The organism is Lysinibacillus sp. PWR01, from assembly GCF_043359455.1.
In the GTDB taxonomy this organism is placed as follows: Bacteria; Bacillota; Bacilli; order Bacillales_A; family Planococcaceae; genus Lysinibacillus; species Lysinibacillus fusiformis_F.
In genome coordinates this window covers 63,211-89,487 of sequence record NZ_JBHERJ010000100.1, presented here as the reverse complement: position 1 = coordinate 89,487, position 26,277 = coordinate 63,211, and the positions used below count along the sequence as shown (strand labels likewise).

The following is a 26,277-nucleotide window of genomic DNA, read 5'->3' as shown; positions in this document are numbered from 1 at the left end:
TTTTTGTTTCGTTCACTCGCCGAAGCTAGCTACTTAAAACTTTATTGATTACGTTTTGCTTGTTCAGTTTTCAAGGTTCATGTTCTTTATTTCGTTGTCATCTCTTGGCGACTTATACATAATAACATCGATTATTCATGAAAGTCAACACTAAATCATAAGTTTTTTTAAAGAGATTCATTTTTTATTTTAAATTTTAGAAACGAGGTTATCATTATGGTCCGTAAAACGTTGATTTCACTGCTTTTAATCGTAACGCTCTTTGCTTTTCTCAAGCCTATAAATTCAACGATGATTTCTGTATTTAATATTGCGAATGCACCAGTAGTGGTCACAAAAGGACATTATGGCACATCTCTTATTGTAGAGATTTCTTTCTCTGATGACTCTCTATTAGAATGGCTTCAAACGGTGAAAGAGCCTTATCCACTTCTACTTTTGGACGCTGACTGGATTAAACGTTCACCCGATCATTTAAAAATTATACAACAACGAAAATTGCCAACAGGGCTACTTGGTCCAGATGATTCAATAGAAAAACCCGTTGATATTACACTCATTCAAAAAGATATTGATACCTACGAAAAATATTTAAAAGAAAAGCCTTTATGGTTTGCTACCCGAAACCATCAATATTCACAGGATTTACAGAAATCTTTATTTCAACAACAAATGAATTTGCTGTCTCCTTCTCTTATTTGGCAAGGTGAGAAAACTCCTAAATTACAAAAAGGTGATTTTGTCTTTTTCCCACTCCATCAAAACAATCAAATATCCTTTAAAGAGCTTAACACGCTAATACAACAACATAAGTTTATGTCAGTTGAAGAAAATATATTTGGTTATAAAGTTCAAACTAAAAAAGCCCCATAAAAAAATTGCCTCCACACAAAGTGGGGCAATTTTTTTCTTATGCATTTTTAGCCTGTTCACGACGAGCTTTGCGGCGTGCTTCTAATTTTTGACGATCTTCATCGGATTTTGCATTATATTTAGGCAATACTAATAACTGATACGCGTTAACCGCCAATAATGGGAATAATAAAAGCGCAACATACTCATTAATATTTTCATCGCGACCCATCAATGCAATTGTCCATTCCAACGTTGTAATGACAATCATAAAGAATAGAGCCGAAATCATTACATGTTTTTTCCCCGTTAATTTTACTTTTTGAACAGCTGTTGCTATAGCACCGAAGATTAGAACAATTAATAATCCAACATAGAATAACCAGCTTTGCCCATCCTTCACACCAGGAATAAAGCGGAAGAAAATAATATCAAAAACCGTGATGGCAATTAATAATAGTTGTACCCAATTCCATAATGTCAGTGTTCTAAAAATATTTACACCTACTTGATGAAGTGTTAAATAAGCAAAAAAGCCAGCCTGTGCAATAACACTCATTGTAAACCCTAAGAAAACCATCCATAAAAGTCCTGCGAAGAATTCACCCCATTGACCGTTTGCTATGTATGGTTGGAAGAATTCCCAGCGAATAAATAAACTAAAAACTCCGTTGACTGCACCACCAACGAGCATTGCAAAGAAGAAAAACTTTGCCCAATTTCGTATCGTCACAACTAAAAGTCCCCCAATTTCTCAATATATCTGTCCTTATTTTATCAATGCCTTGTTAAAAAAGCTATTTCTCATCCTAACCAATACATAAAGTCCAGAGAAATGTGAACAATAATTGAAAGAGTCTATCTAGAGAAAGGACTGATTGTCGATGCGAAAATTCACCTTATTACTGATTCTAATGCTTTTTCTTGCTGCCTGTTCACAAGATAAAACCTCTACCATGTCCTATGATGAAATAAAAAAAATCATGATTGACTCTTTGCAAACAGAGGATGGTAAAAAGGCATTGCGACAGCTTTTGGAAGAGCCGAGTTTCCGTGAGCTTTTGATTTTAGAGCATGATGAAGTGAAAAAAGCTACCGAGGAAACTTTACTTTCCAAGGAAGCCGAAGACTTTTGGAAGAAAACCTTTGAAGATCCAAAGTTTAAAGAAACTGTTGCGAAAAGCATGCAAAAACAGCAACAGGATATTATGAAGAACTTAATAAAAGATCCGACTTTCCAAAAGGATATGGAGGCATTTTTCGGACAACCCGATATGCAAAAGCAGTTAGAAACTATCCTCAAATCATCCAATATGCGCAAGCAAATGGAGGAAGTCGTAAAGGAAACAATCGAAAGCCCTTTAATGCAATCTAAATGGCAGGAACTTATTAAAAAAAGTGGCGAAACAGGTTCATCAGGAAGTGGCGATAAAAAAGAAGCAAGTGGCGATAGTGGTGGCGGATCGGATAAGGAACAAAAAAGTACCGAGTAACCTTGGTCATGTAAAAACGGATTTCCCCAATAAATTGGTGGAAATCCGTTTTTTTTATTATTTATTTAATTTATCAATGATTTTCGTCGCGATGTCTAAATATATTTGTCCTGTTGTATGTTTTTCAGCATATACAGAAGGAGCGAAATCTTCATCTGTCCAATCTGGTTGCCCAAGTGGGATTTGTCCAAGCAACTCTGTACGTAGTTCGTCAGCTAGCTTAGGTCCTCCTCCTTGCCCAAAGACAAATTCTCGGTCACCTGATTTAGATTCAAACCAAGCCATGTTTTCAATAACGCCTAAAATTTCATGGTCTGTTTGAAGCGCCATTGCCCCTGCACGAGCTGCAACAAATGCTGCTGTTGGATGTGGTGTTGTTACAACGATTTCTTTTGATGATGGTAGCATTTGATGGATATCTAATGCAACGTCACCTGTGCCTGGAGGTAAATCTAATAATAGATAGTCTAACTCACCCCACTCAACATCACGGAAGAACTGGTCTAATACTTTACCTAGCATTGGGCCACGCCATACGATCGGTGCGTTATTTTCCACAAAAAAGCCCATTGAAATCATTTTTACACCAAGGCGATCTACTGGGAAAATACGATTATCCACTACTTTAGGCATATCCGTCACACCCATCATATCGGGCACACTAAATCCATAAATATCTGCGTCGATTAAGCCGACTTTCTTTCCTAGACGTGCTAAAGCAACAGCTAAGTTAACTGATACTGTAGATTTACCAACTCCACCTTTACCAGAAGCAATTGAAATTACTTGTACTGTGCTGAGTGGAGACAAAATATCTTGTGCTTCTGACTCTGTTGCTGTGCCACGGAAGCTTTGTAATTTTTCTGTCGATAGTTCTTCAAAACGAATGCCAACCGTACTTGCTCCCGCTTCTTTCAGCACCTCAACAACTTTCATTTGTAGCTGTAATTGCTCAGGTGTATTCAGTTTAGCAATCGCAATTTTTACACTGACATGATTTTTTTCTTCTTTTATTGCTACGTTCGTAATACCATCTGTTTCTGCAAGCGATTTATGTAAAAATGGATCTTGTAGTTGTCCTAGTATTTCTCGTACTTGTTGTTCAGTAATCACGACGAACACTCCCCTTATATTGTCTCGATATTAGTATATCATAATGATTTAATTTACGTTGTAGATGTTGCTCTACTCAATTTTAGCTAATAGATACTCTTCTATACCTTCAACTATGGCATCTGCCATTTTTTCTTGATAGTTCTTGTCAATTAATAATGCTCGTTCCTCATCATTACTAATGAAACCAGTCTCCACTAATGCTGCAGGTACTTCCACTTTCTTCAATAAATAAATTTGCTTAATAGACAATGCTTCGCGGTCTGTATTTTTTAAATTAGTGCGAATGGATTGTTGAATACTCTTGGCAAGAATCTCCCCATCAGCATGTCCTTCCTTATGGTAAAATACCTGTGCGCCACGCCATTTTGATTCAGGTATGGCATTAGCATGAATTGTTATAAATACATCAGGCTTTTCCTTTTCCACGATATCCTTTCTAAGGAAGATATCTTGCTTTTTTCGTTCTCTTAATGTTCCATATTTTTCTGATGGCGCATGCTCATCAATTACATCCCCATTTTTTGTTCGTGTCATTATAACCGTTGCGCCTTTTTTCTTTAATTGCTTCTCCACATGCTGAGCAATTGCAAGTGTAATATCCTTTTCAATCACTTCGCCCTTTGAAGCTCCTCCATCCTCACCACCATGCCCTGCATCAATGACAATTTTTATGCCACCAAGTGGGTCCGGTAAGAAGAAGTTACGGTCCGAAGCATTTGTTTCATATGCCACGACCACTATACTCATAAGCATAATTACTCCTAGTGCAAGCCAGCGCTTCACCCATATCCACCACCCTTTTACATTTAGTGTACGAAATTAGTGGATGAACTATGCCAGAAAGTAAAAAAAACTCCCAAGTCACAAACTTGAGAGTTTTAATTTCTTCTATATTAAGGGAGGAAGAACAAATTTATTGCATTGTAAATGTAGGGTTAAGTTCACCTTCATATGGCTCATGCTCTACAAATACAGTGATCTCATTACCATCTTTGTCTTTACCTGTTCGCTTATACGTGAACTTCTTATCATTGATTTCAGTAATTTCAAGAGCAACACCATACTTATTATCACCGATAGAAACATGGGCTCTTATTTTATTATCATGAATGACATCAAAGTAACCATAGTCCCCACGGCTCTCGCCTGTTTCAGGATTAAAGAACTCATATTTATTTGTATCTGCATCATATTTTGCAATACTGATGAAATTTGAATTGTACTCTGTTACATCATTACCCGCTTCATCTAACACAACAGTTCCATGCCATAGTGTGCCAGCTAAAATTTTGTCTCCGTCAACATCTGTCACAATATCACCTGTTGAAGCAACTAGCGTTTTATCTGAATCTGTAAATGCCAACTCTTTTTCTTTATATGGGATATGTTCCACAAATACTTCTACATCATTGCCAGCAGTATCTTTACCCATTCTTTTATAAGTAAAAATGCTATCGTTTAGCTCAGTAATCTCTACAACAGCTTGATAGTTTTTGGAATCAGAAATTAAAATTCTTTGTTTCCCATCGTTTGTGATAAAAAACGTCCCTTTATCGTCACGGCTTTCACCCGTAGTAGCATCAAAGAATTCATAATGACCTGTCTCAGTATCGTATTTTGCTAAACCAATGAAGTTTGCGTTCGCCTCAGTTAAATCATTGTTATCTTTATCATAAACTTTTGTACCTTGCCAATTCGTACTACCTAGGATATTGGCCATTTCTTGTCCCTTCGTTAATGGATCCTTCACTGTATTTTCTGTTGCAGCACTTTCTGTTTTGACTTCCTCACTATTCGTAGCATTGCCTTTTGCAGGCTCCTTATCTTGACATGCTGCAAGTAATGCCATTGCTGCAACAGATACTATCAATAATTTTTTCATACCTACTTACCTCCATCGGTTAGTTTATATTTTTGAGTTACATCAAACCCATAATGACAAATCTCAAGTAAAATGAAAGGTTTGTTGTACCTTCTGAAACTTATATTAAAGTGGAATGTTAAACTCCCCCTAAATAATTTCTTAAAAAAACATAAACTTATACGAAAATATTTTTAATATATATTAAATCTGTACAGAAATAGTGATGTTTATGTAAAAAAGCTAATTATTATTTTCTAGATATACTTAATCGCAAACAACTACCTCACCATTTTTTATTATATGAAAAAGCTAAGCCTAGCATATTTTTTTAATATTACTCGTGCAATTCGCTACGTGTTACCATATTTTTATAAACAAAAAGTCGGCTACAGTTCTATACCACTAGTGGACAACCCAAAGAAATGAAGGTGGAAAAATGATTGATCAATTGATACTTGCAGCAGCAAACGGTGATAAGGATAAAGTATTAGCACTTCTGCAAAATGGCATCAATATTAATACAACGGATCCGTATGGAAGAACCGCTGTCCTAGCTGCCACTTATCATAATCAGGTGGATACTGTGAAGGTACTCATCCAACATGGTGCTGATATTAATATAAGAGATAATAACCTTGAGAACGTTCTTTTACATGCAGGTGCATCGGGTTATTTAGAAATCGTTAAACTTGCCATAGCGGCAGGGGCAGATACAAAGCTGACTAATCGCTTTGGTGGAATTGCCATCATTCCCGCATCAGAACGTGGGCATGTGGAGGTAGTCCGTGAGCTACTTAATCACTCAGACATTCATGTCAATCACATTAACAATTTACATTGGACAGCTCTATTGGAGGCTGTCATATTAGGAAATGGTGGGGAGAAACATCAAGAAATTGTGCAGTTATTAGTGGATTATGGTGCTGATATGACTATTGGCGATCGAGATGGGGTCACACCATTACAGCATGCAAAAAAACTAGGTTTTTATGAAATTGAGCAGATTTTAAAACAAGCGGAATCTGAGCGCAGTTGTAATCGTTAACTTAAGGAGGGGTTCTAAAGCGTATTAAACTTGCTAAAATGCGCTGAGAGCGAGGGATTATAAACAGCACGCTGAGCATTCGAAATCTGAGCGTCAAGAAAAGAAGCACAGCATCAGTTTTACACTTCTAGGGAACAATACCCTATGTGTGCTGTGCTGTGGCTGAGTAGGGGTTAGGAAGAATTATTTATGCTAGCTCCTCCAAACTACGGGTGTCACTTCTACACCACGTGTTCTTAATCTATTCATTAACTATTCTGAAAAATCGGAGGTCCACTCTCCTCTCTTGATCCCATTGTAACTGCAGGATGTTCGTCATTTCCCGTAGCATGCAAGTGTGCATAAATTCCATCGAGACTGATTAATTCATCATGGGTACCAACTTCGGCAATCCCCGTTCCATCAAGTACTACAATCTTATCGGCACGACGAATTGTGGACAAACGGTGGGCAATCACCAATGTCGTCCTCCCTTTAGCAATCTCATCAAGCGCTTGCTGAATCTCTTTTTCCGTCTTTGTATCCAAAGAAGAGGTCGCTTCATCCAAAATCAAAATGGGGGCATTGCGCAGTATCGCTCTGGCAATCGACAGCCGTTGTTTTTGTCCCCCTGACAGACGCACGCCACGCTCACCGATAATTGTGTCATACCCTTCGTCCATCTGTTCAATAAAACTATGGGCATTCGCTGCCTTTGCTGCCTCCAAAACTTGTTCATTCGTCGCATCTTTCCAACCATATGCAATATTGTCATACACTGTGCCATCAAACAAAAACGTATCCTGCAAAACCATCGAGATATTACTTCGTAGACTTTCCAACGTTACATCACGAAGATCAATGCCATCAATTTCGATTGAACCTTCTTGGGGATCATAAAAACGGTTGATTAAGCTAGCCAGCGTCGATTTACCTACACCCGTTGTACCAACTAAAGCAACGGACTGCCCAGGGGCAATCGTTAAATTAACATTCTCTATAATAGGTATCCCATCTTGATAGGCAAAAGAAACATTCTGAAAATCAATTTTTCCTGTTACTCGAGGTAGAACAATCGCATCTTTCTTTTCTTGAATATCCGATTGTTGATCCAAAACTTCAAACACGCGTTTGCAACCCGCGCTCGCTTGCCCTGCTCTTTCTGCCAATGCCGAAAACGTCTTAACTGGGGTATAAAACAGCCCTAAGTAAGCAATAAAACCGATGATATCAGCAATGCTAATTTCCCCTGTTGCTACCAATCTACCGCCTACAATGACAACTAGAACGGTTCCAAGTGCTGTTACAAAGGCGAGCAAAGGATACGAAGTCTCATAGAGAAAGCGTGCTTTTAAATACGTGTTCGCTTGTTTTAATGATAATTGTGATATCCTACGCTGTTCTACATGCTGACGATTGAAAATCTGGATCTCTTTAATTCCAGATAAGTTCTCCTGCACTTTGCCCGATATTTCTCCACGTGCCTTGGCATTCTCTTTCCACATCGGCGATAGGCGCTTACTTTGCCAAATCGTAATTGCTAAAAGAAAAGGAATCGTAGTGAGGCTAAGCAAAGCCAACTTGACATTGATCGTTAGTAGCAAAATTCCTACGCCAATAAAAGTCAATACATTGATCACAAACTCAGGAATGACATACGCCAAAAAGATCTCTGCCTCCATCGCGTCATTCACTACTCGACCAGTCAAATCACCCGTTCGGCTTTTATTAAAATAACGCAAACTCATTCGCTGAAACTTTCCGTAAAGCTTTGTCCTCAAATCCGATACATAATGCATACCCGCATAATGATTCAAATAGCCAGCCGCTGAAGTGGCGATTGCTTGTAAGGCGGTTGCCCCAAGCAAGGCAAGACCAATATACAGCGCACCAGTAGCAAAATTCTCACTTCCCTCTGTCGCAAGACTAGTCAGTTCCCTTAACGCCCATGGCAAATAAAATCCGGATATTGTAGCTACAATTACACCAAGAAGCCCAAAACTTAGCTGTAACCAGTATCTTTTAGCACTATACAAAATACGCCACGCAATCTTCATACCACAAACACCCCTTCTTATTTATTATCAAACTTACCAATTTCTTCGCAAAAAAAATAACACCCCCTACCTGAGTAAAAAGTGCAATTATAGTCCACTGTGAAAAAACCGGCACCTCCACACGCCTGTATACTGTTACAACAATCCCCGTCGCTACTTGTGTTCCCGTTCATTCCATATTTAATATTTTATTTGTTTTTGACTATGCAGACGCCACATTTGATAACTCTATGTTACTCGTTAGTACTGTTGACATGCATGTCGATAATAAAGAAAGCAGCAAACACATCGGCACCGCTAAAATCATTTTTACACCCAAAAAATACAGATAATCCTCCATTCTCTTTTAGATTGGACCAGTTTACTTAGTCCATCTTTTATTGTAGGATCAATGAGAATAATAATCAATATCAGTTACCATATTTCTGAAAAATATTTAGATTTAACATCCATCGCAAAAAAGTACAGGCTGATTGTTAAATGGATAGTGTTAGCTCAGATCATTCTTGAATATAAGGGTGACTGGCTTATTGCTAGCAACCATAAGAGCGGCAGAAGATCCTTTTTACATATTTATTTGTATGGAATAAGATATTCCTTTTAGTAAATGATTATCATAACTTTTTTATAAGTACTCAACATAGATTAAGGTCTTCATGTTTCTTTAGAATTTTGAATCTATATGATGAATAAATCACTTCTTAGCGATTGAAAAATGTGTCTAAGAAGACCATTCTGTATTAGAGATTTTTATCCTACGCACCTAAAAACAAAAAAGACCCTTTCCACATAAGTGAAAAGAGTCTTGAAAAGCCGATATTAACGTTTTGAGAACTGAGGTGCACGACGAGCGCCGCGTAGACCTGGTTTTTTACGTTCTTTCATGCGTGAATCACGAGTAAGTAATCCAGCTGATTTTAATGCAGCACGGAAATCTGGGTCTACTTGAAGTAGAGCACGAGCGATACCGTGACGAACAGCACCAGCTTGACCAGTGTATCCACCACCGTTAACGTTTACGTGGATATCATAGCTTCCTGTAGTTTCAGTAGCTACTAATGGTTGTTTAATTACTTCGCGTAATGCAGCGAATGGTACGTATTCTTCGATTTCACGTTTGTTGATAACAATTTTACCTGTACCTGGTACTAAACGTACGCGAGCTACAGAGCTTTTACGGCGACCAGTGCCGATGTATTGAACTTGTGCCAAAGTAATATCCTCCTCTTAATTTATATTATCCGCGAAGCTCGTATGCTTCTGGTTTTTGTGCAGCATGTGGATGCTCTGTTCCAGTGTAAACATTAAGTTTAGTGAACATTTTACGACCTAAAGAGTTTTTAGGAAGCATTCCTTTAACTGCTAATTCGATCATTCTTGTTGGGTATTTATCTAACATTTCACCAGCAGTACGAGTTTTTAAACCACCCGCAAATTGAGTGTGGTGACGGTAAAGTTTACCCTCTAATTTGTTACCAGTTAAATGGATTTTGTCAGCGTTGATGATGATTACGTGATCACCTGTGTCAACGTTTGGTGTGAATGTTGGTTTATGTTTACCACGTAAGATTGCAGCTACTTCAGAAGCTAAACGTCCAAGAGTTTGGCCTTCTGCATCAACTACTAACCATTTACGGTCTACTTCGTGACCTTTAGCCATGAATGTTGTACGCATGTATATATCCTCCTAATCGATTCGATTACCGTTATTTTTCATTAGACTACACTATAAGTTTCGGGGCTTATTTGTGGTGGTAATGAAAATACCATCTGTTATCATATAATGAATGACTTTTAAAGTCAAGCAATTTCATTAAACACCTGGTGAAGTTGTTCAGAATTGTAGAACACCACTAATAGAACACTTTTTCTAAGTATAGACCTTGTGGTGGTGCGGTTTTTCCTGCCTTATCACGATCCCCTAAAGCAACTACCTGCGACACATTGTCGATCTTCCGTCGACCAATGCCAACCTCCCAAAGAGTACCTGCAATAATACGTACCATATTATATAAGAAGCCATTACCTTCAATCACCATATGTAGCTCCTCTCCATGCCATTCAAACTGCAGCATTGTTACTGTGCGTACTTTATCTTTCACGCTTGTATTCGCTGCACAAAAACAAGAAAAGTCATGTGTACCAATGATAGCCTTAGCAGCCTCTTGCATCGCCTCTACGTCGGGTTTAACTCCATTTGTCTCCACAGTGTAATATCTGCGGAATGGACTTTGAATAGGCTCACAAGACCAAATATAACGGTATCGCTTCCCAGCCACGCTGTAACGCGCATGAAAATCATGTGCCACTTCCTCTACCGATAATACGCGAATATCTCTAGGTAGTTGCACATTCAAAGCCTTACTATACTTTTCTGTTGGGATGGAAAGTGGTGTATCAAAATGCAAAGTTTGCCCTGTCGCATGAACTCTAGCATCAGTACGGCCACTTGCAGTTACCTTCACCTTTTCTCCCTTATGCATAATGGCTAGAACACGCTCAAGCTCAGCCTGCACTGTGCGCTCCCCTGGCTGTACTTGGTAGCCAGAAAAAAGCGTTCCATCATAGCTTATAATTACTTTTAATCGTCGCATAAAGCCTACTCCTTTAACTTCTATAGAAGAATAGCAATACGCCTATTGCTACTAATAATACAAGCGCAAATGTGTCCCCCATATCCCATTTTAGCCTACGGTATCTTGTACGTCCTTCTCCACCACGATAGCCTCTTACTTCCATCGCTGTTGCTAAATCCTCCGCTCGCTTAAAGGCGCTGACAAAGAGCGGGACAAGCAACGGCACTACTGCCTTTATACGGTCCTTAATTGGTCCAGATGATAAATCAGAGCCCCGTGCCATTTGAGCCTTCATAATCTTGTCCGTCTCATCCATTAGGGTTGGAATAAAGCGTAATGAGATGGACATCATTAAAGCCAATTCATGGACAGGTACTTTTATTGCTTTTAATGGATTCAACAGAACTTCAATACCATCTGTAATAGAAATAGGTGATGTTGTTAACGTTAAAATTGACGTCATAAATACTAATACTAGAAAACGGATTGAAATGAATATTCCCCGTTTAATCCCTTCATCATAAATCGTAATGAATTTTGATTCAAAAATAGGGACGCCTTCCTTTGTCATAAAAATATGGAGAAGGAATGTGAAGGCCATTAAAAAGAGCACAGGTTTGAGACCATTAATTAAAAAATACAGACGAATGCGCGATACTAAGACAATCAGTAGCGTGAAAGCGAGTAACATGGCATATGTCACCGTATTATTAGCCAAAAACACAATAATAATAAAGGCGAACACAAAGATTAGCTTTGACCGTGGATCAAGTTTATGCACGGGTGAATTACCCGGTAAGAAGCGGCCAAAGATCATTTTTTCCATCATGACTCCGCACGCTCCTCTCTGAGCGCTTGAGCAATTTCAGCAGCAAGCTCCTCCTCTGTCAAACAAACCTTAGACAAAGAATGACCCATCATATGCTCGATCTTTTGTTGAAAGCGGACAATACGTGGTGGCTCCAAACGGAATTTCTTTAAGGTATCAACATCTTTAAAAATAACTCGTGGTGTTCCACTTAAGACATTCTTTCCTTCATGCATGATCACAATATTATCTGCATAACGAGCTGCATCCTCCATACTATGGGTCACTAGAATGGTTGTAAGATGACGTTCTTGATGCAGCTGATAAAACATATCCATAATTTCTTTTTGACCTCGTGGATCAAGGCCTGCTGTTGGTTCATCTAATACAATAACCTCTGGATCCATCGCTAAAACACCTGCAATAGCTACTCGACGCATTTGACCGCCTGATAAATCGAATGGTGATTTATCCAGAACGTTATCAGGTAAACCAACTAAGCTGACAAGTTCTCTTGCACGAGCTTCAGCTTCCTCCTCTGATATACCAAAGTTCATTGGACCAAACATAATATCCTTTAACACTGTCTCTTCAAATAATTGATGCTCCGGAAATTGAAAGACAATACCTACCTTTTGTCGTACTGCTTTTAAATCCTTTGCTTTTTTACCAGCGACAATTATGCGATCCCCAATATGTACTTCTCCTGAAGTAGGTCTTAGAAGTGCGTTAAAATGCTGAAGAATCGTTGATTTTCCAGAACCAGTATGGCCAATAATCGCTTGATAAGTATGGGATGGGATGTCAAAATCTACATCGAATAATGCCCGTTTTTCAAAGGGAGTTCCTTTTGCATAGGCATAGCTTACTTGTTGAAGTTTGATGTCCATAAATCATTCACCAACTCTTCTTCTGTCATATGTTGTCCCATTAATGGAACACCTTCCTTTTGCAATAGCTTTGATAACTTTAAGGCAAATGGCAAATCCAGTCCAAATTCAACCAACTTGTCCCCTAGTGCAAAGATTTCAGCAGGTGTGCCTTCTGCAAATTTCTTACCATCATTCATAAAAAGAACACGATCTGCTAACATTGCCTCTTCTAAATCATGTGTAATAGATAAAACTGTTAATCCTGTTTCCGCACGTAATGTTTGGACAGTTTGTAAAACCTCTGCACGTCCCTGAGGATCTAACATGGATGTCGCCTCATCTAAAATTAAAAGCTTTGGCTTTAATGCAAGTGCCCCAGCAATGGCAACACGCTGTTTCTGTCCACCAGATAAATGATGTGGCTCATGGTCTAAAAACTGACTCATTTTTACTTGGTCCAGTGCCGCATGTACACGCTTCACCATTTCTTCAAAGGGGATGCCATTGTTTTCCAAAGCAAATGCAACATCATCCTGTACCGTTGCACCAACAAATTGATTGTCAGGATTTTGAAAAACCATTCCCATTAAGGAGCGGGATTCCCAAAGATTTTCTTCATTTAAGGGTTCTCGTAGTATTCGCACATCTCCCTGCTGAGGAAATAATAAACCATTCATCAGCTTAGCAATCGTGGACTTACCCGAACCATTATGTCCGACTATAGCTATCCATTCGCCTTCTTCAACAGCAAAGCTAACATTTTCAACAGCATTACGACTGTTTTGAATTTCTGGTGTATATGAAAAAGTCACATTATTTAAAGATAAAATTTCAGGCATATCTAGAACTCCTCTCTCTACGCTCAGCTCTACTAACTAACTTACACTTTTTTATGTATGAATTCTACTACAATCCGTATGTCGATAAAAGAAAAATACTACAATAACAACTCAAATTAATAATGGCTTATTAAATAACAAAATACCATCCATATATTAAAAAAAGCACCACAAATTGGCGCCATCTAATCTAATAAAAAAGCGCGCACCTCATTCGATAGAAATGCGCTAGTCGTTACATTTACAAGAAATACGGGTGCTCAAGCCCTTATTTCTCCTGAATGAGGTGCGGAGAGCTAAACGAGACGCCACACCCTTAAGTGTCCGCTCATCATAACGCTCAGCTTAATTATTTGTCGTATAAATCATTTATAAAGAAAGAGGGTGGTGATTCCCACCCTCTTCACCACAAGTTTTCTCTTATGATTAAACTAGTTCAATCACAACAACAGGTGCACCGTCACCACGACGAGGACCTACTTTAAGAATACGAGTGTAACCACCTTGACGCTCAGCATAACGTGGTGCAACATCATCAAATAACTTTTGAAGTGCAAATGATGTTGTTTCGTTACCTTCTGCATCAGTCGTTGTTACTAGTTCACGACGGACGAATGCAGCAGCTTGACGGCGTGCATGTAAATCTCCGCGTTTACCTAAAGTAATCATTTTTTCAACAGCTTTACGTACTTCTTTAGCGCGAGCCTCAGTAGTTTCGATGCGCTCGTTGATGATTAAATCAGTAGCTAAGTCACGTAACATCGCTTTACGTTGAGAACTTGTACGACCAAGTTTTCTGTAACCCATGGATGTTTCCCTCCTTTATAGAAAAAAATCTGATCTTGTTAGTTGTGTTTAAATCGCTTAGTCTTCTTTGCGTAATCCTAAACCAAGCTCTTCTAACTTCGCTTTTACTTCTTCTAATGACTTACGTCCAAGGTTACGAACTTTCATCATATCGTCTTCTGATTTATTCGCAAGTTCTAGTACTGTATTAATACCAGCGCGTTTTAAACAGTTATAAGAACGAACAGAAAGATCAAGTTCTTCGATAGTCATCTCTAAAACTTTTTCTTTTTGATCTTCTTCTTTTTCGACCATGATTTCAGCAGTTTGTGCCTCATCTGTCATGCCAACGAAGATGTTAAGATGCTCGGTTAAAATTTTTGCTCCGAGCGAAATCGCCTCTTTCGGACCGATGCTGCCATCTGTCCACACATCAAGAGAAAGTTTGTCGTAGTCAGAAGACTGACCTACACGAGTATTTTCCACTTGGAAATTGACGCGTGATACTGGAGTGTAAATAGAGTCGATCGGGATCACGCCGATAGGAAGATCCTCACGTTTGTTTTGATCAGCAGGAGTGTAACCACGGCCGCGTTGTGCATACATACGCATACGTAAATGACCGTTTTTAGCGATTGTTGCAATATATAGATCTGGGTTTAAAATTTCCACGTCACTGTCATGTGTAATGTCAGCAGCCGTAACTGTACCATCGCCTTTAACATCAATCTCAATAACTTTTTCTTCGTCAGAGTAGATTTTAAGAGCTAGTTTTTTCACGTTCAAAATGATTGAAGCTACATCTTCTACTACGCCTTCTACAGTTGAGAATTCGTGAAGAACACCATCAATTTGAATTGAAGTGACAGCAGCTCCTGGTAATGAAGACAGAAGGATACGACGTAAAGAATTACCCAAAGTGTTTCCATATCCGCGTTCAAGCGGTTCTACAACAAACTTTCCATATTTGGAATCTTCGCTGATCTCCACCGTTTCAATCTTTGGTTTTTCAATTTCGATCATTTTATTTACCCTCCTTCAAAACATCGAATGTATAGGTTCTTTCCATCATAGATTCGATCGTCAATGACGTATCGTTTATTATCTGCACAAGACAGTCTGTACAAAAAATGATGTTCTCATACAATATGAGACGCACCCATTACACGCGACGACGTTTTGGCGGACGGCAACCATTGTGAGGAACTGGAGTAACGTCTTTAATAGCAGTTACTTCTAAACCAGCAGCTTGAAGTGCACGAATAGCAGCTTCACGACCAGCACCAGGACCTTTAACAGTTACTTCCAACGTTTTCAGACCATGTTCAAGGGATGTTTTAGCAGCAGTTTCTGCAGCCATTTGAGCAGCGAATGGTGTAGATTTACGTGAACCACGGAAACCAAGAGCACCAGCACTTGACCAAGATACAGCGTTACCTTGCATATCTGTAATCGTTACGATTGTATTGTTAAATGTAGAACGAATGTGTGCGATACCAGATTCGATATTCTTTTTCACACGACGTTTACGAGTTTGTTGTTTACGAGCCATGTTAAGAAGGAACCTCCTTTACCAATTATTTTTTCTTGTTCGCAACTGTTTTACGAGGACCTTTACGCGTACGCGCATTGTTCTTCGTATTTTGACCACGAACAGGTAAGCCACGACGGTGACGGATACCACGGAATGAACCGATTTCCATCAGACGTTTAATATTTAATGAAGTTTCGCGACGTAAGTCACCTTCAAGTTTGTAAGAATCTAATTGTTCACGGATTTTGTTTAACTCATCTTCAGTTAAGTCGCGTACGCGTGTATCTTCTGAAATACCTGCATCAGCTAGTACTTTCTGAGCTGTAGTTTTACCAATACCGAAAATGTACGTTAATGAAATTACAACGCGTTTGTCGCGAGGAATATCAACACCAGCAATACGTGCCATGTACGTTGTGCACCTCCTTTAGAATTAACCTTGTTTTTGTTTATGTTTAGGATTTTCACAGATTACCATTACTTTACCGCGTCGGCGAATTACTTTACATTTTTCGCAGATCGGTTTCACAGATGGTCTCACTTTCATCTAACCTAACCTCCTTAGTAGTCCGGAGCGCAAAAGATTATTTAAAACGGTATGTGATACGACCGCGAGTTAAATCATAAGGAGATAACTCAATAGTAACCTTATCTCCAGGTAGAATACGGATAAAGTGCATACGAATCTTACCAGATACGTGTGCTAGAATCACATGTCCATTTTCTAATTCTACCTTAAACATCGCGTTTGGCAAAGTCTCAACAACTGTCCCTTCGACTTCAATTACATCATCTTTCGCCATCTACTCTGTCTCCTCTCTATATGCAAATTAAAGTTCTCATCGTTACATCAAACGGATATCTGCTGCAACTTTAGAAGCAACCTCGTTTCAACATATGTTTGGATTGTATGAGAGATGTTTGAAAGACGCTCGTCTGGTTTCGCTTCACACAATCCACGGAATATACAGAACCAGTAAGGGCACTGAATCTCCCATGTTTACACGAATACCGGAATGTCTTGGATGAGATATTCATACCCGTTACACAGATGCTTCCACGAAACCCATTATACTCCTCCAAAAGGTATGTTGCACTTTTAAGAAGAAATATATACCGGGCACAATATGCTTTTGCAACTCTCAAAAAAATTATGTTTCGTTGTTGCTCCCGCATGCCTCCCGCGGAAGCAGTACTCTGCGCCCGGAGCCGGGTATCAGCTGCGGCTGCCCTGTAATAGAGCATCAAGATCAGCAAACACTTTGTTAATATCTTGCTGTCCATCTATATTAGTTAACACACCTTTAGCTTGATAGAAATCAAGTAGAGGTTGTGCTTGTTTCATATTTACTTCCAGACGGTTCGCAACCGTTTCAGGATTATCATCTGCACGTGTATAAAGCTCGCCACCATCTTTATCACATTTCCCTTCCTCAGCAGGAGGATTGAAAATTAAATGATAGGATGTACCACAAGTTTTACAAATACGTCGACCTGAAAGGCGAGCAATTAACTCATCCTTTTCAACTTGAATGTTTAATGTATGCTCAATAGCTTTACCTAGATCAGCAAGAATGCTATCTAGAGCTTCAGCTTGAGGAACAGTACGTGGGAAACCATCTAATAAGAATCCTTTTTCACAATCAGGTTTAGCCAGTCGCTCACGAACAATACCAATCGTTACTTCATCAGGTACAAGTGCACCTTGATCCATAAACGATTTAGCTTGTAAGCCAAGTTCAGTACCTTCTTTAATTGCAGCACGGAACATATCGCCTGTAGAAATATGAGGAATTGCGTACTTCTCAACAATTTTATCTGCCTGCGTACCTTTACCAGCACCTGGCAGACCCATTAAAACGATATTCATTAGGAAATATTCCTCCCACAAAAGGTTTGCTGATTAAAGGAAACGATGGAACGTTCCCTAAAAACCAACATTATTTCATAAAGCCTTTGTAGTGACGTTTAACAAGTTGAGATTCTAGCTGCTTCATCGTTTCGAGCGCTACGCCGACTACGATAATAATACTAGTACCACCGATCTGCACTGAGGCAGGTAGATTCATAAAGTTTATGAATATAACCGGCATTACTGAAATAACAGTTAAGAAAATCGCGCCGACAAATGTCAGACGATATAACACGCTTGTTAAATACGTTTGAGTGTTTTCACCAGGACGAATACCTGGAATATAAGCACCTTGCTTTTTCAAGTTATCAGCCACATTTTCTGGATTCACTTGTACGAATGCATAGAAATATGTGAATGCGATGATTAATGCTACATAAATAATCATTCCAACAGGTTTTGTATGATCAAACGCGTTATTTATGAATGTTGTAACATTATTTTCACCGAAGAACGGAACTAACGTACGAGGTGTCATCATAAACGCTGAAGCAAAGATTACAGGAATAACCCCTGCAGCATTTACTTTTAACGGTAAATGCGTTTGTTGACCACCAGTCTGTTGGTTACGTCCAGTAACTCGTTTTGCATATTGAATTGGAATTTTACGTAGTGCTTGTTGCACGTAGATAACTCCAATAACAACCGCAAGCAAAATTAAAACAAGTAGACCAAGGATAATTAGGTTGATAAATAACTTATCACCAGCACCCTCGATTTGTTGTGCATAGATTTGGTTGATACCTGTAGGTAATGCCGCAACGATACCTGCGAAAATTACAACAGAAATACCATTACCAACGCCATGCGCAGTAATTTGATCAGCAAGCCATACTAGGAATGCTGTACCCGCTGTTAATACAATAGAAATTATAACGTATGTTAAAACTCCTTCTTCCTTAATCAATGACCCGCCATACATTCTATTAAAACCGAATGACATTGCGAATGATTGAATGAAAGCAAGAATAATAGTAAAGTAGCGTGTAAATTGTGCAAGTTTACGTCTTCCGACTTCACCTTGCTTTGCCCATTCAGCAAACTTCGGTACTACGTCCATTTGCAATAACTGAACAATAATTGAGGCTGTGATGTAAGGCATAATCCCCATCGCAAAGATCGAGAAGTTCTTTAAAGCACCACCGCCAAAAGTATTGAGGAAACCAACGAGGTTAAACTCATCAGTTGCCTTTAATACATTAGCGTCAACGTTAGGTACTGGAATGAAAGTTCCAATACGAAAAACGATTAACATTAAAAGTGTGAAAATGATTTTATTTCTTATATCTCGAACACGCATAAAGTTAGAGATTGTCTGAAACATTAAATCACCTCAGTAGTTCCGCCGGCATTCTCGATTGCTTCTTTCGCTGAAGCTGAGAATTTATGAGCTTTGACAGTAAGCTTTTTATTAAGCGTTCCATTGCCTAGAACTTTAATTCCAGCTTTTTCATTGCTCACTAGACCAGTTTCAAGTAATAATGCAGCAGTTACCTCTGCACCGTCTTCGAAACGGTTTAAAGCATCTAGGTTAACGATAGCGTATTCTTTACGGTTAATGTTCGTAAAGCCACGTTTTGGTAAACGACGGAATAATGGGTTCTGACCGCCTTCAAAGCCTGGGCGTACACCGCCACCAGAACGAGCGTTTTGACCTTTATGACCTTTACCTGCTGTTTTACCGTTACCAGAACCGATACCACGACCAACGCGGTTGCGTTGCTTACGAGAACCTTCTGCTGGTTTTAACTCATGCAGTTTCATAGTGGGTGGCACCTCCTTGTTCAATAATTGGAAATTAAATTTCTTTTACAGTAACTAAGTGAGCTACTTTATCAAGCATGCCGCGAGTAGCTGCGTTATCAGCTTTCTCTACAGTTTGGTGTAATTTACGTAAACCTAAAGCTTCAACTGTTTTGCGTTGTGCAGGTTTAGTACCAATCACAGATTTAGTAAGGGTGATTTCTAATTTGTTAGCCATTATCTTTCCCCCCTTATCCTAATATTTCTTCCACTGATTTACCACGTAATTTAGCTACGTCCTCTACGCGTTTTAATTCAGTTAAACCTTGAACAGTTGCACGTACCATGTTGATTGGTGTGTTAGATCCAAGAGATTTTGAAAGAATATCAGTAATACCAGCAAGTTCTAGTACTGCACGTACTGGACCACCAGCGATAACCCCTGTACCAGGAGCAGCAGGTTTAATTAAGATTTCTCCTGCACCGAAGCGACCAAGCACTAAGTGTGGAGTTGTTCCACCAACACGTGGCACTTCTACTAAGTTTTTCTTCGCATCTTCAACAGCTTTACGGATAGCATCTGGAACCTCTTGAGCTTTACCAGTACCGAAACCTACATGACCGTTTCTATCGCCAACAACAACTAGTGCTGTGAAGCGGAAGCGACGTCCACCTTTAACAACTTTAGCAACACGGTTAATAGTAACTACGCGTTCTTCAAGTTCTCCAAGTTTGTTTGCGTCAATTCGACTCATGAAATGTGTCCCTCCTTCTTATTAAAATTCTAAACCATTCTCACGTGCAGCTTCAGCTAAAGCTTTTACGCGTCCATGATATAAGTAACCACCACGGTCAAAAACTACAGCAGTAATATTTTTTTCCGCAGCGCGTTTCGCGATTGTTTCACCGATTTTTGATGCAGTGTCAACATTGCTACCAGTACCTTCAAAACCTTTTTCTTGAGAAGATGCGCTAACAATTGTTACACCTGCTACGTCATCGATAAGTTGAGCGTAGATGTTCTTGTTAGAACGGAATACATTTAAGCGTGGACGCTCTGCAGTACCCGAAATTTTAGAACGAACTCGCGCATGACGTTTTTTACGAACTTGATTTTTATCCTGTTTCGTAATCACAAGGGTCACTCCTTTCTAATGCTTAGGCAGCATTATTTACCTGTTTTACCTTCTTTACGACGAACGTATTCGCCTTCGTAACGGATACCTTTACCTTTATATGGCTCTGGTGGACGAACGTCACGGATGTTAGATGCAAGAGCACCAACGCGCTCTTTGCTGATACCTTTAATGATGATTTTAGTGTTAGAAGGAACTTCAATTTCAAGACCATCTTCAGGTGTGAACTCTACTGGATGTGAATAACCTACGTTAAGTACAAGTTTTTTGCCTTGTAATTGCGCACGGTAACCAACACCGATAAGTTCTAAAGCTTTTTCGAAACCTGCAGAAACACCAGTAACCATGTTCGCTAGAAGCGCACGAGTAGTACCGTGGTTTGTGCGGTGTTCTTTTGATTCAGAAGGACGTGATACAGAGATTACGTTACCCTCTTGCTCAATTTTCATATCTTGGTGGAAAGAACGAACAAGTTCGCCTTTAGGACCTTTAACAGTAACAGTGTTGTCAGCTGCAACAGTAACAGTTACGTTAGCTGGTACCTCGATAATTTTTTTACCTACACGAGACATTTAGTTGCACCTCCATTCATTTATTGCTAATTACCAAACGTATGCTAGAACTTCGCCGCCAACTTGTTTAGCGCGAGCTTCTTTATCTGTTAATAAACCTTGTGAAGTTGACACTAAAGCGATACCAAGACCGTTCAGTACTTTAGGCACTTCATTTGTTTTAGCATATACACGTAAACCAGGTTTAGAAATACGTTTTAAGCCAGTGATAACACGCTCGTTATCTTTACCGTATTTTAAGAAGATACGGATAATACCTTGCTTGTTGTCTTCCACGTATTCTACGTCACGTACGAAACCTTCACGCTTTAAAATTTCAGCGATTTCTTTTTTCACGTTGGAAGCCGGTACTTCTAACTTCTCGTGACGAACCATGTTCGCATTACGAATGCGAGTAAGCATATCTGCAATCGGATCAGTCATTGTCATTACATTTACCTCCTTCCCAAATTAGGGGATTACCAGCTGGCTTTTTTCACGCCAGGAATTTGTCCCTTATATGCAAGTTCTCGGAAACAAATACGGCAAAGTTTAAATTTGCGATATACAGAGTGTGGACGGCCACAGCGTTCACAACGTGTATATTCTTGCACTTTAAACTTTTGCTTACGTTGTTGTTTAACGATCATAGATTTTTTAGCCACGTTTTCGCCCTCCTTGTTTAAATTACTTTTGGAACGGCATACCGAATTGTGTCAATAACTCGCGAGCTTCTTCGTCAGAGTTCGCTGTCGTTACGATCACGATGTCCATACCGCGTACTTTTGAAACTTTATCGTAATCGATTTCTGGGAAAATTAGTTGCTCTTTAACACCTAGAGTGTAGTTACCGCGACCATCGAATGCTTTTTTAGAAACACCACGGAAGTCACGTACACGAGGAAGTGAGATTGAGATTAATTTGTCCAAGAATTCATACATACGCTCACCGCGTAATGTAACTTTAGCACCGATTGGCATACCTTCACGTAAACGGAAACCTGCGATCGATTTTTTCGCTTTAGTTACAACTGGTTTTTGACCAGTGATAATTGTTAATTCTTCTACAGCTGCATCTAATGCTTTAGAGTTTTGAACAGCATCACCAACACCCATGTTGATAACGATTTTGTCAACTTTCGGCAATTGCATAACTGATTTATATCCAAATTTGCTCATAAGAGCAGGAGAAACTTCATTTAAATATTTTTCTTTTAGGCGGCTCATGTGTGTACCTCCCTTCTTTTATTTACTAATTAGTCGATTACTGCACCTGATTTTTTTGCAACACGAACTTTTTTACCGTTTTCGATTTTATAACCTACACGAGTCGGCTCGCCAGATTTAGGATCGATTAGCATTACGTTCGAAACGTGAATTGCAGCCTCTTGGCTTACAATCCCACCTTGTGGATTCAATTGGTTAGGTTTAACGTGCTTTTTCACGATATTCACACCTTCAACAAGAACGCGATCTTGTTTAGGGAAAGCAGCTAGGATTACTCCTTCTTTGCCTTTGTCCTTACCAGTGATAACCTTAACCTTGTCACCTTTTTTTACATGCATGCTGTCGCACCTCCTTGATTGGCACTATCATGAAATTAAAGAACTTCTGGAGCTAGAGAAACGATTTTCATGAAGTTGCTGTCACGTAATTCACGTGCAACAGGTCCGAAAATACGAGTTCCGCGTGGTGATTTATCATCACGAATAATTACACAAGCATTTTCATCAAATTTGATGTACGTTCCGTCTTTACGACGTACGCCTGATTTAGTACGAACGATAACAGCTTTAACAACGTCACCCTTCTTGACAACGCCACCTGGTGTTGCTTTCTTAACTGTACAAACAACGATATCACCGATGTTAGCAGTTTTACGGCCAGAGCCACCAAGCACTTTAATTGTAAGAACTTCACGTGCACCTGAGTTGTCAGCAACTTTCATACGACTTTCTTGTTGGATCACTTAGGTTACCTCCCTTCGGAAATGGTTGTTCCGAAATAGTTATTAAATAATAACCGCTTTTTCTACAACTTCAACTAGACGGAAACGTTTAGTAGCTGATAGCGGGCGAGTCTCCATGATACGTACGATATCACCGATTTTCGCTTGGTTTTGCTCATCATGAGCTTTAAACTTTTTAGAGTATTTTACACGTTTACCGTAAAGCTTGTGCTTTTTGTGAGTTTCAACTAAAACAGTAACAGTTTTGTCCATTTTATCTGAAACTACGCGGCCCGTGTAAACTTTGCGTTGATTACGCTCAGTCATACTTGAAAACCTCCTTTATCAGTTATTTGCACTGATTTCTCTTTCACGAATAACAGTTTTCATACGCGCGATTGCTTTACGCACTTCACGAATACGAGCTGTGTTTTCTAATTGACCAGTCGCCAATTGGAAGCGAAGGTTGAAAAGCTCTTCTTTCAGTGATTTCACTTTTAATTCAATTTCAGAAGTGGCAAGGTCACGGATTTCATTAGCTTTCATTAGATTCACCACCAGTTTCTTGACGTTTTACGATCTTACATTTAACAGGAAGCTTATGTGATGCTAAACGAAGTGCTTCACGTGCAATCTCTTCAGATACACCAGCAATTTCGAACATAATTTTTCCTGGTTTTACTACTGCTACCCAACCTTCAGGAGAACCTTTACCAGAACCCATGCGGACTTCTAGAGGTTTTTTAGTGTAAGGTTTGTGTGGGAAGATTTTAATCCAAACTTTACCGCCACGTTTCATGTAACGAGTCATCGCGATACGGGCAGATTCGATTTGACGGTTAGTAATCCAGCTAGCAGTTTGAGCTTGTAAGCCCCACTCGCCGAATGATACTTCTTTGCCGCCTTTCGCTTCGCCACGCATGTTGCCGCGGTGTTCACGACGGTATTTTACGCGTTTAGGCAATAACATATTATTTGCCTCCTTCCACAGATTTCTTCGTAGGAAGAACTTCACCACGGTAGATCCATACTTTAACGCCTAATTTACCGTAAGTAGTGTCAGCTTCTGCGTGTGCATAGTCAATGTCAGCACGTAGAGTATGAAGTGGAACAGTTCCTTCACTATAGTGTTCAGCACGCGCGATATCAGCGCCACCTAAACGACCAGATACTTGTGTTTTAATTCCTTTTGCACCAGCGCGGATTGTGCGTTGGATCGCTTGCTTTTGCGCACGACGGAATGATACACGGTTTTCTAATTGACGAGCGATGTTTTCAGCTACTAGACGAGCGTCAAGATCTGCACGTTTAATTTCAATGATGTTGATGTGTACACGTTTACCAGTTAACTCGCTAAGGTATTTACGAAGGTTTTCAACTTCCGTACCACCTTTACCGATTACCATACCTGGTTTCGCAGTGTGAATTGTAATGTTTACACGGTTTGCAGCACGTTCGATTTCTACTTTAGAAACAGAAGCGTCTTTAAGAGCCGTTTCAATATATTTACGCACTTTGATGTCTTCGTGAAGTAGAGTTGCATAGTCTTTTTCAGCGTACCATTTTGACTCCCAGTCACGAATAATACCAACGCGCAGTCCTATTGGATGTACTTTTTGACCCACGGATTAACCCTCCTTCTTCTCAGATACCACTAGAGTGATGTGGCTTGTGCGTTTGTTAATTGCGCTTGCACGTCCTTGCGCACGTGGACGGAAACGTTTTAAAGTTGGACCTTCATCAACGAACACTTCAGAAACTACTAAAGAGTTGATGTCAAGATCGTAGTTGTGCTCAGCATTAGCAACTGCAGATTTTAATACTTTCTCAACGACTGGAGACGCCGCTTTTGGAGTATGACGTAAAATTGCAACTGCTTCACCAACTTGCTTACCTCGGATTAAGTCTACAACTAGACGTACTTTGCGAGGAGCAATGCGTACTGTACGAGCGATAGCTTTAGCTTGTGTCATTAGGATTTACCTCCTCTCAAAATTAGCGTCTTGTTTTCTTGTCGTCTGCACCGTGACCTTTGTAAGTACGTGTCGGTGCGAACTCACCAAGTTTATGGCCTACCATATCTTCTGTTACGTATACAGGAACATGTTTACGTCCATCATATACAGCAATCGTTAAACCGATGAAGTTCGGGAAGATTGTAGAACGGCGTGACCAAGTTTTGATAACTTGTTTTTTCTCAGAAGCCTCTTGTACTTCCACTTTTTTCATTAAGTGGTCATCAACAAAAGGTCCTTTTTTCAAGCTGCGACCCATGTAGGAACCTCCCTCCGTGATTCCACCACGGCTCTCACATAGAACCGTAGTTTAACCACTTTATTTTTTACGACTACGGATAATAAATTTATCCGATTTATTTTTCTTCTTACGAGTTTTGTAACCAAGTGCTGGTTTACCCCAAGGAGTCATTGGTGATTTACGTCCGATTGGAGAACGTCCTTCACCACCACCGTGTGGGTGATCGTTAGGGTTCATTACAGAACCACGAACTTCTGGGCGTTTACCTAACCAACGGCTACGACCTGCTTTACCGATGTGTACAAGTTCGTGTTGTTCGTTACCAACTTGACCGATTGTAGCGCGGCAAGTAGCTAACACTAAACGTACTTCACCAGATTGAAGACGAACGATTACGTACTTATCTTCACGACCAAGTACTTGAGCAGAAGTACCAGCTGAACGTACTAATTGTCCACCTTTACCAGGTTTTAACTCGATGTTATGGATTGTAGTACCCATTGGAATGTTTGCTAATGGTAATGCATTACCTACTTTAATATCAGCATCTGGACCAGAAACGATTGTTTGACCAACCTCTAGACCTTTTGGTGCTAAGATGTAAGCTTTTGCTCCATCAGCGTAGTTGATTAATGCGATATTCGCAGAACGGTTTGGATCATATTCAATAGTAGCAACTTTTGCCGGAATGCCATCTTTAACACGTTTGAAATCGATAACACGGTATTGCTTCTTATGACCACCACCATGATGACGAACAGTGATTTTACCTTGGTTGTTACGACCAGCTTTGCGTTTAGTTGGTTCAAGCAATGATTTCTCAGGCTTGTTAGTTGTAATTTCCGCAAAGTCTAATGACGTCATGTTACGACGACCATTAGAGGTAGGTTTATACTTTTTAATCGCCATT

At 39.6% G+C, this 26,277-nt stretch carries 38 protein-coding genes and 2 pseudogenes; 3 read left to right on the top strand and 37 right to left on the bottom strand.

The genetic code is table 11. From position 1 onward, the window contains the following. Positions 1–216 precede the first annotated feature (216 nt). Positions 217–873, top strand: coding sequence for a hypothetical protein (locus ACEVFT_RS24225; protein ID WP_243456355.1), 657 nt, complete (start codon positions 217–219; stop codon positions 871–873). A 37-nt stretch (positions 874–910) separates the two neighbouring features. On the opposite strand, the gene ACEVFT_RS24220 is transcribed toward ACEVFT_RS24225, so the two are convergent. Further along, positions 911–1,585: a KinB-signaling pathway activation protein gene (locus tag ACEVFT_RS24220; RefSeq protein WP_205446149.1), complete on the bottom strand. Its 675-nt coding sequence runs from the start codon at positions 1,583–1,585 to the stop codon at positions 911–913. A 151-nt stretch (positions 1,586–1,736) separates the two neighbouring features. On the opposite strand from ACEVFT_RS24220, the gene gerD reads away from it, so the two are divergent. Further along, entirely contained in the window at positions 1,737–2,345 is a 609-nt protein-coding gene (gerD, locus tag ACEVFT_RS24215; protein ID WP_205446150.1) for a spore germination lipoprotein GerD, read from the top strand. 57 nt (positions 2,346–2,402) lie between these two features. Here gerD and ACEVFT_RS24210 read toward each other — a convergent pair whose 3' ends face one another. From ACEVFT_RS24210 to ACEVFT_RS24200, 3 genes and pseudogenes are all read right to left on the bottom strand, one after another. Then, positions 2,403–3,458 (bottom strand): P-loop NTPase, encoded by a 1,056-nt coding sequence (locus ACEVFT_RS24210; protein ID WP_342442013.1) that lies wholly within the window; start codon positions 3,456–3,458, stop codon positions 2,403–2,405. A 72-nt stretch (positions 3,459–3,530) separates the two neighbouring features. Then, positions 3,531–4,244 (bottom strand): N-acetylmuramoyl-L-alanine amidase, encoded by a 714-nt coding sequence (locus ACEVFT_RS24205; protein ID WP_205446152.1) that lies wholly within the window; start codon positions 4,242–4,244, stop codon positions 3,531–3,533. Positions 4,245–4,374: 130 nt separating this feature from the next. Next, a pseudogene (locus tag ACEVFT_RS24200) lies at positions 4,375–5,202 on the bottom strand (DUF4822 domain-containing protein); the annotation flags it as partial. Positions 5,203–5,761: 559 nt separating this feature from the next. Here ACEVFT_RS24200 and ACEVFT_RS24195 point away from each other — a divergent pair. Next, positions 5,762–6,370: an ankyrin repeat domain-containing protein gene (locus tag ACEVFT_RS24195; RefSeq protein ID WP_393951524.1), complete on the top strand. Its 609-nt coding sequence runs from the start codon at positions 5,762–5,764 to the stop codon at positions 6,368–6,370. A gap of 248 nt (positions 6,371–6,618) precedes the next feature. Here the strand turns inward: ACEVFT_RS24195 and ACEVFT_RS24190 are convergent, their stop codons facing one another. The 33 genes and pseudogenes from ACEVFT_RS24190 to rplB form a co-directional block, all read right to left on the bottom strand. Then, positions 6,619–8,406, bottom strand: a complete 1,788-nt coding sequence (locus ACEVFT_RS24190; protein ID WP_393951523.1) for an ABC transporter ATP-binding protein — start codon at positions 8,404–8,406, stop codon at positions 6,619–6,621. Between the two features lie 819 nt (positions 8,407–9,225). Further along, positions 9,226–9,618, bottom strand: coding sequence for a 30S ribosomal protein S9 (gene rpsI, locus ACEVFT_RS24185; protein WP_004233744.1), 393 nt, complete (start codon positions 9,616–9,618; stop codon positions 9,226–9,228). A gap of 25 nt (positions 9,619–9,643) precedes the next feature. Continuing rightward, positions 9,644–10,081, bottom strand: a complete 438-nt coding sequence (gene rplM, locus ACEVFT_RS24180) for a 50S ribosomal protein L13 (RefSeq protein WP_004233742.1) — start codon at positions 10,079–10,081, stop codon at positions 9,644–9,646. Between the two features lie 178 nt (positions 10,082–10,259). Further along, positions 10,260–11,000 carry a tRNA pseudouridine(38-40) synthase TruA gene (gene truA, locus ACEVFT_RS24175; protein WP_393951522.1) on the bottom strand — a complete coding sequence of 247 codons (741 nt, stop codon included), beginning with the start codon at positions 10,998–11,000 and terminating at the stop codon, positions 10,260–10,262. Positions 11,001–11,013: 13 nt separating this feature from the next. Next, positions 11,014–11,811, bottom strand: coding sequence for an energy-coupling factor transporter transmembrane component T family protein (locus ACEVFT_RS24170; RefSeq protein WP_393951521.1), 798 nt, complete (start codon positions 11,809–11,811; stop codon positions 11,014–11,016). After that, complete coding sequence (locus tag ACEVFT_RS24165) at positions 11,808–12,680, bottom strand: energy-coupling factor ABC transporter ATP-binding protein (RefSeq protein WP_393951520.1); 873 nt, start codon at positions 12,678–12,680, stop codon at positions 11,808–11,810. The genes ACEVFT_RS24170 and ACEVFT_RS24165 overlap by 4 nt, the downstream gene beginning before the upstream one ends. Then, positions 12,656–13,501: an energy-coupling factor ABC transporter ATP-binding protein gene (locus ACEVFT_RS24160; RefSeq protein ID WP_205446159.1), complete on the bottom strand. Its 846-nt coding sequence runs from the start codon at positions 13,499–13,501 to the stop codon at positions 12,656–12,658. Before ACEVFT_RS24160 ends, ACEVFT_RS24165 begins: the two co-directional genes overlap by 25 nt. Before the next feature lie 426 nt (positions 13,502–13,927). Further along, positions 13,928–14,308: a 50S ribosomal protein L17 gene (gene rplQ, locus ACEVFT_RS24155; protein WP_393951519.1), complete on the bottom strand. Its 381-nt coding sequence runs from the start codon at positions 14,306–14,308 to the stop codon at positions 13,928–13,930. Between the two features lie 57 nt (positions 14,309–14,365). Then, complete coding sequence (locus ACEVFT_RS24150; protein WP_004233733.1) at positions 14,366–15,310, bottom strand: DNA-directed RNA polymerase subunit alpha; 945 nt, start codon at positions 15,308–15,310, stop codon at positions 14,366–14,368. 139 nt (positions 15,311–15,449) lie between these two features. After that, positions 15,450–15,839 (bottom strand): 30S ribosomal protein S11, encoded by a 390-nt coding sequence (gene rpsK, locus ACEVFT_RS24145; protein WP_004233731.1) that lies wholly within the window; start codon positions 15,837–15,839, stop codon positions 15,450–15,452. A 25-nt stretch (positions 15,840–15,864) separates the two neighbouring features. Beyond that, positions 15,865–16,230, bottom strand: a complete 366-nt coding sequence (rpsM, locus tag ACEVFT_RS24140) for a 30S ribosomal protein S13 (RefSeq protein ID WP_004233729.1) — start codon at positions 16,228–16,230, stop codon at positions 15,865–15,867. A gap of 24 nt (positions 16,231–16,254) precedes the next feature. Further along, positions 16,255–16,368 carry a 50S ribosomal protein L36 gene (gene rpmJ / locus ACEVFT_RS24135; RefSeq protein ID WP_000868344.1) on the bottom strand — a complete coding sequence of 38 codons (114 nt, stop codon included), beginning with the start codon at positions 16,366–16,368 and terminating at the stop codon, positions 16,255–16,257. A gap of 37 nt (positions 16,369–16,405) precedes the next feature. Continuing rightward, positions 16,406–16,624, bottom strand: coding sequence for a translation initiation factor IF-1 (gene infA / locus ACEVFT_RS24130; RefSeq protein WP_004233690.1), 219 nt, complete (start codon positions 16,622–16,624; stop codon positions 16,406–16,408). A gap of 86 nt (positions 16,625–16,710) precedes the next feature. After that, positions 16,711–16,788, bottom strand: a pseudogene (locus ACEVFT_RS24125) (type I methionyl aminopeptidase); the annotation flags it as partial. Positions 16,789–17,037: 249 nt separating this feature from the next. Continuing rightward, positions 17,038–17,691: an adenylate kinase gene (locus tag ACEVFT_RS24120; protein WP_016992655.1), complete on the bottom strand. Its 654-nt coding sequence runs from the start codon at positions 17,689–17,691 to the stop codon at positions 17,038–17,040. A 70-nt stretch (positions 17,692–17,761) separates the two neighbouring features. Continuing rightward, complete coding sequence (gene secY / locus ACEVFT_RS24115) at positions 17,762–19,057, bottom strand: preprotein translocase subunit SecY (protein WP_342533601.1); 1,296 nt, start codon at positions 19,055–19,057, stop codon at positions 17,762–17,764. After that, positions 19,057–19,497 carry a 50S ribosomal protein L15 gene (gene rplO / locus ACEVFT_RS24110; protein WP_004233670.1) on the bottom strand — a complete coding sequence of 147 codons (441 nt, stop codon included), beginning with the start codon at positions 19,495–19,497 and terminating at the stop codon, positions 19,057–19,059. Before rplO ends, secY begins: the two co-directional genes overlap by 1 nt. Positions 19,498–19,531: 34 nt before the next feature. After that, positions 19,532–19,714, bottom strand: a complete 183-nt coding sequence (gene rpmD, locus ACEVFT_RS24105; protein WP_004233668.1) for a 50S ribosomal protein L30 — start codon at positions 19,712–19,714, stop codon at positions 19,532–19,534. Positions 19,715–19,727: 13 nt separating this feature from the next. Further along, the gene (rpsE, locus tag ACEVFT_RS24100; protein WP_008181711.1) at positions 19,728–20,231 is read right to left on the bottom strand and encodes a 30S ribosomal protein S5; all 504 of its coding nucleotides are present in this window, start codon (positions 20,229–20,231) and stop codon (positions 19,728–19,730) included. Between the two features lie 21 nt (positions 20,232–20,252). Beyond that, positions 20,253–20,612, bottom strand: coding sequence for a 50S ribosomal protein L18 (gene rplR / locus ACEVFT_RS24095; RefSeq protein ID WP_205446160.1), 360 nt, complete (start codon positions 20,610–20,612; stop codon positions 20,253–20,255). Positions 20,613–20,644: 32 nt separating this feature from the next. Beyond that, complete coding sequence (rplF, locus tag ACEVFT_RS24090; protein WP_008181715.1) at positions 20,645–21,184, bottom strand: 50S ribosomal protein L6; 540 nt, start codon at positions 21,182–21,184, stop codon at positions 20,645–20,647. A gap of 30 nt (positions 21,185–21,214) precedes the next feature. Continuing rightward, the gene (gene rpsH / locus ACEVFT_RS24085) at positions 21,215–21,613 is read right to left on the bottom strand and encodes a 30S ribosomal protein S8 (RefSeq protein WP_008181717.1); all 399 of its coding nucleotides are present in this window, start codon (positions 21,611–21,613) and stop codon (positions 21,215–21,217) included. Positions 21,614–21,642: 29 nt separating this feature from the next. Beyond that, a complete protein-coding gene (locus ACEVFT_RS24080) occupies positions 21,643–21,828 on the bottom strand; it encodes a type Z 30S ribosomal protein S14 (protein ID WP_004233656.1) in 186 nt (61 codons plus the stop codon). Between the two features lie 22 nt (positions 21,829–21,850). After that, positions 21,851–22,390 (bottom strand): 50S ribosomal protein L5, encoded by a 540-nt coding sequence (rplE, locus tag ACEVFT_RS24075; protein ID WP_008181719.1) that lies wholly within the window; start codon positions 22,388–22,390, stop codon positions 21,851–21,853. Between the two features lie 29 nt (positions 22,391–22,419). Beyond that, positions 22,420–22,728, bottom strand: a complete 309-nt coding sequence (gene rplX / locus ACEVFT_RS24070) for a 50S ribosomal protein L24 (RefSeq protein WP_004233652.1) — start codon at positions 22,726–22,728, stop codon at positions 22,420–22,422. Between the two features lie 35 nt (positions 22,729–22,763). After that, positions 22,764–23,132, bottom strand: coding sequence for a 50S ribosomal protein L14 (gene rplN / locus ACEVFT_RS24065; RefSeq protein WP_004233650.1), 369 nt, complete (start codon positions 23,130–23,132; stop codon positions 22,764–22,766). Positions 23,133–23,174: 42 nt separating this feature from the next. After that, positions 23,175–23,438 (bottom strand): 30S ribosomal protein S17, encoded by a 264-nt coding sequence (rpsQ, locus tag ACEVFT_RS24060; RefSeq protein WP_008181723.1) that lies wholly within the window; start codon positions 23,436–23,438, stop codon positions 23,175–23,177. Between the two features lie 18 nt (positions 23,439–23,456). Further along, a complete protein-coding gene (gene rpmC, locus ACEVFT_RS24055; protein WP_004233646.1) occupies positions 23,457–23,657 on the bottom strand; it encodes a 50S ribosomal protein L29 in 201 nt (66 codons plus the stop codon). Next, positions 23,647–24,081, bottom strand: coding sequence for a 50S ribosomal protein L16 (gene rplP / locus ACEVFT_RS24050; protein WP_025116437.1), 435 nt, complete (start codon positions 24,079–24,081; stop codon positions 23,647–23,649). The genes rpmC and rplP overlap by 11 nt, the downstream gene beginning before the upstream one ends. A 1-nt stretch (position 24,082) precedes the next feature. Beyond that, positions 24,083–24,736, bottom strand: a complete 654-nt coding sequence (rpsC, locus tag ACEVFT_RS24045; protein WP_025116438.1) for a 30S ribosomal protein S3 — start codon at positions 24,734–24,736, stop codon at positions 24,083–24,085. Between the two features lie 3 nt (positions 24,737–24,739). Continuing rightward, positions 24,740–25,084 carry a 50S ribosomal protein L22 gene (gene rplV, locus ACEVFT_RS24040; RefSeq protein ID WP_004233639.1) on the bottom strand — a complete coding sequence of 115 codons (345 nt, stop codon included), beginning with the start codon at positions 25,082–25,084 and terminating at the stop codon, positions 24,740–24,742. Positions 25,085–25,106: 22 nt separating this feature from the next. Beyond that, entirely contained in the window at positions 25,107–25,385 is a 279-nt protein-coding gene (rpsS, locus tag ACEVFT_RS24035) for a 30S ribosomal protein S19 (RefSeq protein ID WP_008181911.1), read from the bottom strand. Between the two features lie 60 nt (positions 25,386–25,445). After that, on the bottom strand, positions 25,446–26,276 hold the full coding sequence (gene rplB, locus ACEVFT_RS24030) for a 50S ribosomal protein L2 (protein WP_036124661.1): 831 nt from the start codon (positions 26,274–26,276) through the stop codon (positions 25,446–25,448). Position 26,277 lies beyond the last annotated feature (1 nt).